The organism is Pedobacter frigoris (genome assembly GCF_032678645.1).
Lineage (GTDB): Bacteria > Bacteroidota > Bacteroidia > Sphingobacteriales > Sphingobacteriaceae > Pedobacter > Pedobacter frigoris_A.
The window spans coordinates 1-13,252 of the sequence record NZ_JAVTSP010000003.1; the positions used below are offsets into that span (position 1 = coordinate 1).

The following is a 13,252-nucleotide window of genomic DNA, read 5'->3' on the forward strand; positions in this document are numbered from 1 at the left end:
TTTATTCAGCGCCTCTTCGTACTGGTATACTCATGTTAGATTGTTTATAAGCTTTTTTGGTTTGTGCCAGATCACGGAGTTTTGGTTTAATTAATTCCTGGAAAGCACAACATCAAGTTTTAACCCCTATGTCAAATGGCATGCGTAGCTATAGAGGTGCGTAAAGCATGTTAAAAAATGCTAAATCTTCAGCCTAATTATAATAAAACCGTATAATTGTATTTTACGTTTATGTATTAGAGGATATTGATAATGAAATTGAACAGAATACTGCCTTATATAATCTTCTTGTTTTTTAGTGTAAATGCTTTTTCACAAAGCAAGGATATTAAATTGCCACCCAACTGGTATAACCTTGATCTTTTGCAGAACGGTTTCTTTGGTATCAGTACTGAAAAGGCTTATAAAGAGTTATTGTCTGGCAAGCAACCTAAACAAAAAATTGTTGTGGCTGTGATTGATGGGGGTGTAGATATTAAACATGAAGACCTAAAGGATGTTTTATGGACAAATAAGAAGGAAATTCCCGGAAATGGTATCGATGATGATGGAAATGGATATATTGATGATGTTCATGGCTGGAATTTTATAGGTTCTAAGAAGGGTAACCTGGCTTATGACAATCTTGAGATGACCAGGATCAGAAGGGTATATTTGCCAAAGTTTATCTCCACTACTAAAATGACCGTACTTGATAGTGCAGAAAAGGAAGAGTTTGCTATCTATCAGAGGGCAACTAAGGAATTTGGTGAGAAATACAATGAAGCAGACAGGACCTTTGCAATCATAAGCATGATCAATAAGGTACTTGACTCTGTAGCGGTGGTAAATAAAAAGAAAATTCCATCCCTGGAAGATATAGATAAATATGAGGCTGAGAGCGAGGAGGAAGAACAGATTAAGAAGATCATCCGGGGCGGTGCTAAAGACAGCAAGGGGATTGATAAGTTTTATGAGGAAATGAAGGATGCTTATAAGCAATACGATGTAATGCTTAAGTATAATCTTAATATGGATTATGACCCCAGAAAAGAACTGGTGGGAGATGATTATTCCAATTCTTATGAGCGTAATTATGGAAATAGTGATGTTATGGGACCGAATGCAGATCATGGTTCTCATGTGTCTGGGATAATAGGAGCAATGAGGGAAAATGGAATAGGTATTAACGGAATTTCCAATAGTGTGAGTATCATGGCTATTAGGGTTGTACCTGAAGGTGATGAGCGCGATAAGGATGTAGCTAATGGGATAATATACGCAGTTGACAATGGTGCCAGAATTATTAATATGAGTTTCGGCAAGGGATTTAAATGGGATAAGAAGGCGGTTGATGCTGCCGTAAAATACGCTGAAGAAAAAGGTGTTTTGTTGGTTCACGCAGCGGGGAATGATAATGAAAACAACGATATAACAGACAATTTTCCAAATAAGTATTTCGAGACATCAGAAGCTATAGCTTATACAAAACAAAGAAAGGCTGCTGACCTGAAAGAACTGGTTGATAAAGCGAAGGATATTCAGCAACGAAATAACAATATGTATGGGCAGATGGGGAGAGGGCCTGTTTCATTTAAACCCAAACCTATTGATACAGCTAAATTTAAGTTGCCTCATGCTACTAACTGGATAGAGGTGGGCGCTAGTGCCTATAAAAATGATGCTGATTTAAAGGCTTCATTTTCTAATTACGGTAAGTATACAGTCGATGTATTTGCTCCGGGCTTTATGATCAACTCAACAATACCTGGTTCTAAATATAAAGAATTCGACGGGACGAGTATGGCTGCTCCGGTAGTTTCTGGATTAGCTGCTTTGATATTAAGTTATTATCCTGATTTGAAACCTCATCAGGTGCGGGAGATTATAATGAAGTCAGTATCAAGGGTGGCCCAAAAAGTTAAATATAAAAACGAACGTGATGAGACGATGAGAGTGCCATTTTCAGATCTTTGCGTAAGCGGAGGTATAGTGAATGCTTATCAGGCATTAAAAATGGCTGAGGGGTATAGCGGAAAATAAGCTTAGATTATGTAGAACAATCAACGCCCATTTTCGCCAAAATACCTAGAGTAGCTAAAGGAAGTATTAGAAAAAAACTAAATTAGCGGAATTTATAATACTTTTGGGAATTTAGTTCATGGATAGCTATAAAGAACTCTTGGATGCACAACTTATTCGCTTGCTGAAACAAGGAGATAAGGTTGCGTTTGCTGAGATATACGATCGTTATGCTATTATGGTCTATTATAAGGTAAATCAAATGCTTAAAGATGAAGAAGCTTCAAAGGATCTGATCCAGGATTTGTTTACTTCAATTTGGGATAAAGCTGACCATATTCGGGAAGAAGCCAATTTTGCAGGATATTTATATATTGCCTCAAGAAATCGCGTCTTAAAGTTGATTCAAAAACATAAAACTAAAAATGATTACCTGACAGAATTAGGGAAGTACAGTTCAGATATCAGCTATGAAACAGTGCATAAGCTGGACGAGAGGGAGATGATGCTCATCATATTAAATGAAATAACGAAATTACCGCCAAAAATGAGGGAGGTCTTTCAATTGAGTAGATTGGAAAACCTATCTCACAAGGAAATTGCCGCCAAATTGAATATCAGTGAAGCAACTGTAAGAAAGCAGGTCCAAAATTCACTCGGTATTCTTAAAACTACATTGGGAAAATATAGTCCATTGGGTGTGCTATTCCTTGCACTATTCAAAGAATAACTCCTTCCAAAAAATATTTTTATTTTTTTCTACCCCATAAGTTCTCCTCAGGGGTATTATTATTATACAGCTTAAATAACATATGCATACCCCGCTTGGAAAGGAACTTCTGAAGAAATATTTTGATGGCACGGCAACGGATTCCGAAAGGATGATTGTAGACCAGTGGTATGCGCAACGCTTGTTCACAAACTTGACTGAACCTAAGGAAGCAGATTATGAAAAGATCAAGTCTGAAGTTTGGGCATCGATAAAGATTGATGATAGAAACAAAATCAGACACTTTGATGTGTGGTTTAAGTACATCTCAGTGGCGGCTGCAGTAGCTTTGGTCGTTTTCGGCGTTTACTTTTTTAGCTATAACCCAACCGACGCTTTGAAGGATGTTGCGGAATCAGGTGTAGATATAGCACCAGGTAGCTATGGCGCCACACTTACATTGGCCAACGGAAAGAAAATAAGGTTGTCGGATGTTTCCGCAGGTGAATTGGCGAAGGAGTCTGGTGTATCGATCACAAAAACTGCAGATGGGAAACTGGTATATTCGATCGAAGAGACAATCGCAAACCCGAACACTGTAAATACATTTTCTACCGACAAAGGTGAGACCTACCAGGTGCATTTGCCTGACGGTTCAATAGTACATTTAAATGCTGCTTCAAGCTTAACCTATAAAACCTCTTTAATGGAAGAGGGTAAACGCGTAGTGAAACTTAGTGGTGAAGGCTATTTTGAAATTGCAAAGCAAACAACTGCAAAAGGCAGAGTGCCTTTTATAGTGGAAAGCAGAGGACAAAAAGTAGAGGTGCTTGGAACGCATTTTAATATAAATGCTTATCCCGAAAGTAATCAGATTAAGACAACTCTACTGGAAGGTTCAATAAAGTTAATCAAAGGCAAGTCCAGTCGCATATTGGTTTCCGGTGAGGAAGCCAATATAGATACTGTTACAGATAAGATCACAGTAGAGAGGTCCCCTGAACCCGAAATGTCAATAGCATGGAAAAATGGAAGGTTTAGTTTCGATATGACAACCATTAAAGAAGCCATGCAGCAAATTTCCCGCTGGTATGATGTAGAGGTAAATTACAAAGGTGATTTTTCTGATGTGCTGTTGACCGGAGATATAGCCAGAACAGAAAATGCGAGCGAGATATTAAAACTGTTAAAAGGTACTCACCAGGTAGATTTTATCATTAGCGGAAGAACAATAACGGTCATTCCTTATCCAAATAAATCAAACTAACCCAAGCTTTAAACCACAAACCAACAACTTATGATTCAACTTAGACTTTAACCTCATCCATCAACGTGAGCTAATGAAAAACGAAACCCGACGGACATCGGATTTCGTCAAGTAGTTAAGGTTCACCGAAAAAACGACATGCTAACATCTTAATTTACTAAACCTCAACTAATACAAAAGTATGCAACTTATTACGTATTGCAAAGCTTTGCGTGAGCAATGGTTTTTGCTACGCAACCCCCGAAAGGGAATGGGATTGGGAAATGTAGTGCTAAGCGGACATTTCCACAGAACGATATTGATCATGAAACTTACTTCTATTCTTATACTCGTTGCTTTTTTACATGTTAACGCCAGCTCTTTCTCCCAGAATGTTACAATAAAAGGAAATAACTTATCTCTTAAACAGGTATTTAAACAAATTGGCGAGCAGACCGGCTATGGATTTTTGTATAATCCAAAGCTGTTAGATGCAAATGCGAGAATAACACTTAATCTTAAAGATGTGCCTTTAAAGGAGGCGTTATCCTTGTCTTTAAAAGGAAAATCTTTAAACTTTTCTATTGAAAACAAAACCATATTGATCAGCCCTACACTGGATTTCAATAGCCCGGTAAGTCGTGCCCCGGCTGCTTTTGTGGTCAGAGGGATAATAACCAATGAAAAAGGGGAACCCTTAGTTGGTGCGAGTATTCAAGTGAAAAATACTAAAATCGGAACCAAGACTGCAGAAAGGGGAGCGTTTGAATTAACGATTCCCGATTCGACCAGGATTTTGGAGATCAGTTACCTTGGTTATGAAACACAGGAAGTTTTACCGAAGAGAAATATGTTGATTAAACTGCAGCCTAAAGTTGCAGGCTTAAATGATGTAGTGATCACAGGTTACTTCAAGAGAACAAAACAAAGTGTCACGGGCTCTCAGGTGGTCGTACAGGGTGACGATTTGAGAAAGGTGGGATCTCTGAACCTTATGCAGGCACTAAATGCATTTGACCCATCAATCCGAATGACGCCAAATTTAGAATTTGGCTCTGACCCAAACCGCGTACCTGAGATTACTGTCCGAGGTGAAAATGGCTTTGACTTGAGGTCAAGTGCCGACGATTCAAGAAGTAATCCCAATGCGCCACTATACCTGTTAGATGGTATTGAAGTAACAGCGACCCGCATCTATGACCTGGATATGAACCGTATTGAATCTTTCGTGATTCTAAGGGATGCTTCTGCAACCTCTTTATACGGATCTCGTGGGGCCAACGGGGTAATTTTGATCACGACTATTCCGCCTAAAGTGGGAGCTGTTCGTATATCTTTTAGCTCCAATGCAACCATTTCCGTACCAGATCTGAGGGATTATAATTTAATGAATGCAAGAGAAAAACTAGATTACGAGCGTCTTGGTGGTGTTTTTACCAGTCCTTCCAATAATCGCGAGGAACAAATTTCATTAGACATTAAATATAACGATAGGTTAGCTGAAGTGGCTCGGGGAGTAAATACTTATTGGCTGTCCAAACCCTTGCGTACAAGTGTTAATCAGCGTTACACTGCTTTTGTAGAAGGTGGGGATAGAAGTTTCCGATATGGGGTTAATTTAAATTACGACACAGATAAAGGGGTGATGAAAGGATCAGGTCGTGATCGTTATGGAATCAACGTAAGCTTTAACTATTACGTACGACCTGATTTTCTGATCAGGAATGATGTGACAGTCAATAACGTAAAAGGTTTCAATTCTCCTTACGGCTCATTTTCTACCTACGCGAGACAAAATCCTATTGAACGGTTGTATAATCCGGAAACTGGTGCGTTGATTCGTTCTTACGAATTCAATAGTGCAATTAATCCGCTGGTTAATGCATCATTACCCAATACCGATTTCAATCGCTACACAGAGATTCAGGACAACTTTAATATGGATTGGCGAATTAATTCTAATTTTAGAGTGACTGGTAGAGCCTCTCTAAGTAAGAACATAAGTAAAGCAGAAAAGTATCTGTCTCCGCTTTCCTCTGCATTCGATAAAGAAACGGAATCCAAAAAAAGGGGTAGTTACACGGTTTCTGATCGCGATGATTTGAACTTTGATGGTACTGTTACAGCCTCTTACAATAATGTTTTTTGGGATAAAGTAGCAACCAATGCTGGTTTAGGTGCCAATGTAGTGACAGTTAGAGGTATAGGTGAAGGCTATACAGCAACTGGATTCTTAAGCGATAACATGAATTTCGTTCAATATGCGCAGCAATTCCAGGAGAATTCCAAACCAACCGGCTATTTTGATAAATCCAGAATGATTGGGGTTTTTGCTAATGCCAATATCGGCTACGATAGCCGTTACTATCTGGATCTTTCCTTCCGTACCGATGGCTCCAGCCGATTTGGTAAAGAATCACGTTTTGCACCTTTCTGGTCTGTGGGAGTTGCATGGAATGTAGATAGAGAAGGCTGGTGGAAGAGTGACGTAACTTTGAAATTGAGAGCCTCTACAGGAAGTACGGGTTCGGTTAATTTCTCTGCTGATCAAGCGATCACCAAATACAATTATAACTCAGAATACGAATACAATGGATATTATGGTGCACAATTGCTGGGCTATGGTAACCCTGCGTTGAAATGGCAAAATACTATACAGAATAATATCGGCGCCGATTTGACAATGTTTAATAATTTCCTGGTCTGGAATATTGATGCATATATCAAACAAACCCAAAATCTACTGTTGCCTATTGATGTGGCTCCTTCTACAGGATTCTCCAGCTATACCGAAAATATGGGGTCAATGGAAAATAGGGGGATGGATATGCGTTTGCGCTTTAATGTACTTCGTGGTCAGAATAATTCTTTAAACTGGAATTTCACCTTAGGTGCAGCGACCAATAAGAACAAGATTAAAAAGTTATCCAATGCATTGGAAGCATTGAATGAGGAGGCAAATTCAACTGCTAACGTGACAGGTCCTAAGCCATTGCGTACTTATCAAGCGGGCAGATCGCAAAGTGCTTTGATGGTGGTGGAGTCCCTGGGGATTGATCCAATGACAGGTAATGAAGTTTATAGAAAATTAAATGGGGACCTGACCTTTGTATACGATCCCAAAGACAAGATCATTGTAGGTGATGTAAATCCTACGTGGATGGGAACTTTCCAATCTAATCTCCTTTATAAAGGACTTAATTTGTACTTTATTTTTGCCTATGAATATGGTGGTAAGATCTATAACTCAACATTGGCACAGAAAGTTGAAGGTTCAGACCCTCGATTCAATGCCGATAAACGTGTCTTATCGGATAGGTGGAAACAACCTGGAGATGTAGCGCTATTTAAAAGAATTGATGATACCACACCTCCATATCAAACTACGCGTCTGGTTCAAAAAAATGATTTCCTGCGACTTCAGACCTTGTCTTTATCATACGATTTACCAACCCGTACTTTGGAACGCCTAAAGATTGAGAGGGCAAGGCTTATGCTCTCGAGCAGTGATTTGTTTAGATTCTCTACCGTAAAAATGGAAAGAGGTACAGCTTATCCATATGCGCAGACATTTACACTTGGACTTAATTTGACATTCTAAAAATATTGCTATGAAAATAAAGTTTTTTATGATGATATGCTCGGTTATACTTTTCAGCTCTTGTAATAAGTGGCTGGATGTGGATCTGGCAGATAAAGTAACTGAAGAAAAACTCTTTAGTACACCTCAGGGCTATCAGGAAGCACTGGCAGGCGTTTATAGTTCGATGGCTTCTCCGAATTTGTACGGAAAGAAATTGACTATGGAAGATATTGATATCCTGGCTCAATATTATAGCTATGATGGCATATCGGCAAACTACGTAAAGTGGAAAATTTATGATTATGAAGATGCTGGATCTCAGGGCCGGATTTTAGCAACATGGAGAGGGATGTATAGTGCCATAAGTGGCGCTAATAATATTATCAAGTGGGCTGGCAAAGATGTTCAGGTACTGGATGCGGATACTAAAAATCAGGTTTTAGGTGAAGCCTATGCCTTGCGTGCTTATTTACATCTCGATTTGATACGCATGTTTTGTCCCGATGTCAAAAGATCGCCAAAGACCACTGGTATTCCTTACAACCTCGAGTTCGGCGTATCGCTACCACCGGTGTATACAGTAGAAGAAAACGTACAGTTGGTGGTCGATGATCTGAAAAAAGCAGAGGTTTTATTGGCTAAAGATCCCATTACATCAGCAAAACCCTACCAAATGGCGAGCAAAGACATGGCAGACAAGTATGTGGCCAGGATCAATCTCTTTGGGGTCAAAGCATTGCTGGCGCGTGTAGGTTTGTTGCGCGGCGATAAAGTCAGCGCCATTAAATATGCGAAGGAAGTTGTTGAATCCGAGCGTTTCAGGTTGCTGGATTTTGCTAGTGCAGATAAACCCGATAGTGAGATTGATATGCTTTTTTCAGATGAACATATTTTCTCCCTGAGAAATAAGAACCTTTCTGAATATACTATCGAATTGCATTATCCGGAGGTCACCGCAAATTCTACCCGGTTTGCTTATTTGCCCTTTGTAAATGTTTCAACAATGTATGAAGGTAATAATGATGATATCCGTTACAGCAAGTGGTTCTCCACTGTGAATGGGAACTTTGTGAAATTCAATGTAGACAACAAACTGAAATTCTTTTCAAAGATGCCTATGATTAAGCTTTCTGAAATGTATTTGATCCTGGCAGAATGCTATTTGGGTAAAGATGACCAACTTTCACAGTCTTACATCAATGCATTGAGAGACCATAGAATCCGGAACAACTCTCATTGGACCTACCTGACAATGGATTACATCATGCAGGAAAGTAAAAGAGAATTTGTAGGTGAAGGACAATTGTGGTATGCTTATAAAAGATTAAACCTGGGCGTGCAGACCAGTAGCGGGACTATAGGTTTAATTCCTCCAAGCGACAAAATATTCGTTTTCCCTATGCCTTTAAAGGAAATAGAAACAGGTAACCGTAACTAAAAACAAAGATTTTATGAAAAATAGAAATATTTTGATGTTGTGGTCATTTATGCTTGCAACAATAGCTTTATCCTCCTGCGATCAGGAAATTGATCATATGTACAAGGAGAAGGCAAGAATCCAATTTAAATACTATACGCTGGATTTTAATAAAAAGATGATCGTTAATGATAAGACTACCTTCTCATTCGGTATGAAAGACGATAAGATCATAAAGGATACTGCAAAGATTGTTGTTGAGTTTTTAGGCAGTGCTTCAGACAAAGACCGGACTTACAAAATTAAGGTAGTCGCCGATTCTACCACAGCTGTAGCTGGTATACATTATGAGCCTGTTTCCAATACACAGATTTTTAGAGCGGGCAGGTTGAAAGATACCCTGAAGATTGTGGTTGACCGGACTAAATTGAGCACCAGTTTTACAACTCCGGAAAATAAACGTTTGACGCTGGAAATGGAACCTAGTGAAGATTTTAACCTGGGTATGAAAGATGGTCTTAGAACCAATTTATACATTAACAATTATTTGTCTGAACCAGTTTGGTGGAAGGATGGATTGCGTTTGCCATATATCGGTTTTTATCATCCCAAGAAATGGAAGATTCTAATTTCTTTTAATGCGAGTTTCTCTAATTCAGAGACATGTGAATTTAATTATAATAATCAAGGAAGGTCTTATTTTCAAGGACTGGCCAGTTATCTGAACGCCATTCCCACGTTTGATGATGAAAGCGGTGCCCGGATCTATATTGACAGACTTGTACCTAAGATATAATTATTAACAATTTAAAGAACAAAACATGAAAAAGTGTAATATAATAATATTCATACTTTCGGGATTCCTCCTAAGTTCTTGCTATAAAGACTTGGGTGCCCCTGAGAGCCAATATCATGAGATAAATGAGCTTACAATTGAAGGCGTTAACGAACAATACGCAAAAGATGTAGATGATAGTTTGTCTATCCATCCCGGAGTTAAAGGTACCCTGTACAGTGATACCAGTAAATTCAGTTATGCCTGGGAGTTTAATAACAATATAGTTTCCAGAAAATTGAATCTCGATATAAAGGTAGATATGACTCCTGGAAACAAAATATCAAGGTTTATCATAGAAGATAAACAGACCGGGGTGAAAAAATTTGTAAGATTTAATCTGAATGTATCGTCTTCTACAGCCGGTAACCTGATTATGGTATTGAGCAAGTCGAAAGGTAAAGCAGAGCTTTCTTACCTGCGTCTGGATAAGCCAGCCAACTGGGCCGTGAATTATTTCGAATCCCGATATGGGTACCCACTGGGTATTAATCCACAACAACTAGGGTTTGTAATGGCAGAAGCATCAAGTGCAGCAAATGCACCTTTTGTAAATGGTTATGGAAGAATTATGGTGCTGGCAGACGATCAGCTAGCTTTAATCGACAAAAGAACGCTGGCTCCTGATCCGGTCCAGACTTTAACAGGAGCAGCTTTTACCGGAGTAGCATCTTATCCACCGCCGAATACATCAGGTTATAAACCGGAATTTTTTACTCAGGGAATCAGTATCTGGCGCAGTAATGCTTACGGAACTGGATTTCAGCATATGGTCGAATTTCCGTTAATATCAGGTGGAGCACTTTATTTTGCAACCCTGGCACCTTCCGTTTGGGCACCAAGTTTCTACTACAATAAAAAAAGTGTGTATGGCGAAAGTGGTTACTTTTCTCCTTTCGGTTATTATGATACCATGACTCCTACAGCCAATGGAAATCTTTTTCAACATGGTTATACTTTAGGTAATTTTATGGTCTTTGATAGGGTATTTGGACGCTTCGCCTATTCCAGTTATGGAACAAGCTATAATATCCCGACTACAAATGTAAAAGCATTCCCAGGGCATGATCTGATTTACGGATCAGCTACCAGTCAATCCGGAACTTCTTTTGCAGTATTAAAAACCTCAGCTAATGCACTTCGTTTTTTACTATTGGGTAAAGTCGGTAATGTATATTCACTTCCAGGTGAAGTAAGTGGCGGAGTAGCTACAGACAAGAGTAAGTTTTACAATATGAAAACTTCACCTTATCTATTCTTCACCGCTGGTAATAAATTGTACAAATACAATATTTTGGATATCATGTCTAACAACGTCCCTAATGAAGGTCATGCCGTGATATCTCTAACAACTTTAGGCTACTCTGCTGATGCCGTGATTACCAGTATGACTGTCTCCAGGACTGAAAAAAGTTTAATTCTGGGTGTGTCCAGGTATGGGACAGATAAGGACGGTAATGGCGAAGAGAATAAAGGTGATGTGCTGGTGTTCAATTTGGACAAAACGGGGTTGGGATTGACATTGAAGGAAAAGTATGTGGGCGTATCCGGAATACCAGTTGATGTGAAAATTAAGTATCAAACGCATTGGAGAGACGGTAAAGCTAACGGTGGATTGGTAGAATTGGACAATATTTAATTAAAAAAGTAGAAAAGCTATGAAAATATATTTTTCACTACTATTGCTGTCGCTTATTATCTTTTCTTCCTGTGTAAAGGATAAAAGCAGCTACCTCAGGCAAGAGAAGAAAGAAGTAAAGGTAGATGGTTATGAAGTTGATGGTAACCCTCCAGGTGAGGCTGAGGGCATATTATTGCCAGGGATTCACCAGATCAAACTAAAGCTAACCACCAATGGCGTAGAATCAGATAGAAGGTTCACGTATTTTATGCCGGTTTCGATCAATAAATCGAAACCTATATCTTTGATTTTTAACTTTCACGGGAGTTATGGCACTGGTGTAGACCCATTGCAGGATGTGTCGATGAACCATCCGCTTTCACAATTGGCGATCAAAGAAAACTGTATTGTTGTCTTTCCTGCGGGTGAGGATACAGGTTCGGCCGTGAACTGGCAGAATTCAGCTTATCATTTGCCTTTTGTAGATGCCATGGTGGACTACTTCAAAACGCATACACCTATGGCTGATGCAAACAGAATCTACACCTGTGGTCATTCCAGTGGAGCTATATTTTCCTTTGTCCTGGCCTATTCTCGTTCTGAAGTATTTGCAGCAGCGGTTCCGGTTTCAGGGCAGATGAAATTGTCTGCGCCAGATGTTCCGTCACGGGCAGTACCAATCAGGGCTTTTAATGGCACCACTGATGCTACGGTTATATATACTGCGGCTGTGGAAAATATAAAAGCCTGGTCCAATACCATTGGTGGATATTTCGCTACGGATGCGATGAACAGTGATACCTTAAAGATCGATAACTATAAATCTTATCTGACCACAAAATGGGGAGGTGGCAAAACTGACATTGAACTCTATTCCATAATAGACGAAGGACACGGTGTGAGCTGGTTTTACATTATGCCTTTGATGTGGGAGTTTATGAATGCCCATCCGAAAAATAAGGCTTCATCAGGTTTGTATTTGTCATCTCAGCTCAAAAAATTTGATGCTCAGGAGGGCCAGACTTTTAGTTCGGAAATCAGACTTACAGAAGGAGCTACGGTAAGTGTTGTTTCAGCACCCTCCGATTGGACGGTGAGCTATAGTAATAAAGTCCTCACCGTAAAGGCACCTAATGATTTTTTTGGATCGACTACCATCAACAGAAAAGGTAATATTAAATTAAAAGCAGAGCTAAACGGTACTTCTGCTGAAATTACGCTTCCCTATACTTTAAGTGCCCCTAAAACCTATTATGAAGTAGGCGATGTGATTTACGATGCGGCTTACAAGCCGACTGGTATCGTGTTCTGGGTAAATCCGGCGAACATCAAAGAAGCAAAAATCATTGCTTTAGAAAATGTGACCAGGAAGTTTGGACCTGTTGGTACTACTTTCTTTACGCCTGATTATAACGATGGTTATGGAAATACCCTTGCTTTGGTAGCACGTAATAAAGCGCTCAATCTGGGCCTTACATCGGCTACCAGTGCATTTATGTATGCTTACGAATATAAAGCAAGTGCCGGCACAACAGCGGGCTGGTATTTGCCAGCTATAGATGAATTGAAGCTGGCGGATGCAAATTTAGCAATTGTGAATGCGGCTTTGGCTAAAAACGGTACGGTTTTAGAAACGGCAAATTCAGCAAGTTCTTACCATATGTCTTCCACTGTGATAAGCCAAAGTGGTAAAAAGTTTTATACCTACGACTACCATACGAATGTAAGTTTTCACGGTTATTATGTAGTGGCAGAGCGGTCGGATGATACCGCTTTGATTTCGACAAGACCGGTAAAAAAAGTAACCAAACCATAAGGACAAATTTTTTAAGCCATTAGA

8 protein-coding genes are annotated in these 13,252 nt (G+C 39.4%); all 8 read left to right on the top strand.

Features of this window, described 5'->3' with window-relative positions:
- Positions 1–252 precede the first annotated feature (252 nt).
- The 8 genes from R2Q78_RS10610 (at position 253) to R2Q78_RS10645 (ending at position 13,228) form a co-directional block, all read left to right on the top strand.
- A complete protein-coding gene (locus tag R2Q78_RS10610; RefSeq protein ID WP_316791599.1) occupies positions 253–2,022 on the top strand; it encodes a S8 family peptidase in 1,770 nt (589 codons plus the stop codon).
- A gap of 118 nt (positions 2,023–2,140) precedes the next feature.
- Entirely contained in the window at positions 2,141–2,731 is a 591-nt protein-coding gene (locus R2Q78_RS10615; protein ID WP_316791601.1) for an RNA polymerase sigma-70 factor, read from the top strand.
- A gap of 82 nt (positions 2,732–2,813) precedes the next feature.
- Positions 2,814–3,977: a FecR family protein gene (locus R2Q78_RS10620; protein WP_316791603.1), complete on the top strand. Its 1,164-nt coding sequence runs from the start codon at positions 2,814–2,816 to the stop codon at positions 3,975–3,977.
- Positions 3,978–4,158: 181 nt separating this feature from the next.
- Positions 4,159–7,557, top strand: a complete 3,399-nt coding sequence (locus tag R2Q78_RS10625) for a SusC/RagA family TonB-linked outer membrane protein (protein WP_316791606.1) — start codon at positions 4,159–4,161, stop codon at positions 7,555–7,557.
- Positions 7,558–7,567: 10 nt separating this feature from the next.
- On the top strand, positions 7,568–8,977 hold the full coding sequence (locus R2Q78_RS10630; RefSeq protein WP_316791610.1) for a RagB/SusD family nutrient uptake outer membrane protein: 1,410 nt from the start codon (positions 7,568–7,570) through the stop codon (positions 8,975–8,977).
- Between the two features lie 13 nt (positions 8,978–8,990).
- Positions 8,991–9,752, top strand: a complete 762-nt coding sequence (locus R2Q78_RS10635; protein ID WP_316791612.1) for a DUF4843 domain-containing protein — start codon at positions 8,991–8,993, stop codon at positions 9,750–9,752.
- A 25-nt stretch (positions 9,753–9,777) separates the two neighbouring features.
- Entirely contained in the window at positions 9,778–11,430 is a 1,653-nt protein-coding gene (locus R2Q78_RS10640) for a PKD-like family lipoprotein (RefSeq protein WP_316791614.1), read from the top strand.
- A gap of 19 nt (positions 11,431–11,449) precedes the next feature.
- Complete coding sequence (locus R2Q78_RS10645; protein WP_316791615.1) at positions 11,450–13,228, top strand: hypothetical protein; 1,779 nt, start codon at positions 11,450–11,452, stop codon at positions 13,226–13,228.
- Positions 13,229–13,252: the final 24 nt, after the last annotated feature.

Excerpts from the sequence above, each read along its gene's own strand:
- R2Q78_RS10610 (WP_316791599.1), top strand. The coding sequence starts at position 253 with ATGAAATTGAACAGAATACTGCCTTATATAATCTTCTTGTTTTTTAGT.
- R2Q78_RS10615 (WP_316791601.1), top strand. The coding sequence starts at position 2,141 with ATGGATAGCTATAAAGAACTCTTGGATGCACAACTTATTCGCTTGCTG.
- R2Q78_RS10620 (WP_316791603.1), top strand. The coding sequence starts at position 2,814 with ATGCATACCCCGCTTGGAAAGGAACTTCTGAAGAAATATTTTGATGGC.
- R2Q78_RS10625 (WP_316791606.1), top strand. The coding sequence starts at position 4,159 with ATGCAACTTATTACGTATTGCAAAGCTTTGCGTGAGCAATGGTTTTTG.
- R2Q78_RS10630 (WP_316791610.1), top strand. The coding sequence starts at position 7,568 with ATGAAAATAAAGTTTTTTATGATGATATGCTCGGTTATACTTTTCAGC.
- R2Q78_RS10635 (WP_316791612.1), top strand. The coding sequence starts at position 8,991 with ATGAAAAATAGAAATATTTTGATGTTGTGGTCATTTATGCTTGCAACA.
- R2Q78_RS10640 (WP_316791614.1), top strand. The coding sequence starts at position 9,778 with ATGAAAAAGTGTAATATAATAATATTCATACTTTCGGGATTCCTCCTA.
- R2Q78_RS10645 (WP_316791615.1), top strand. The coding sequence starts at position 11,450 with ATGAAAATATATTTTTCACTACTATTGCTGTCGCTTATTATCTTTTCT.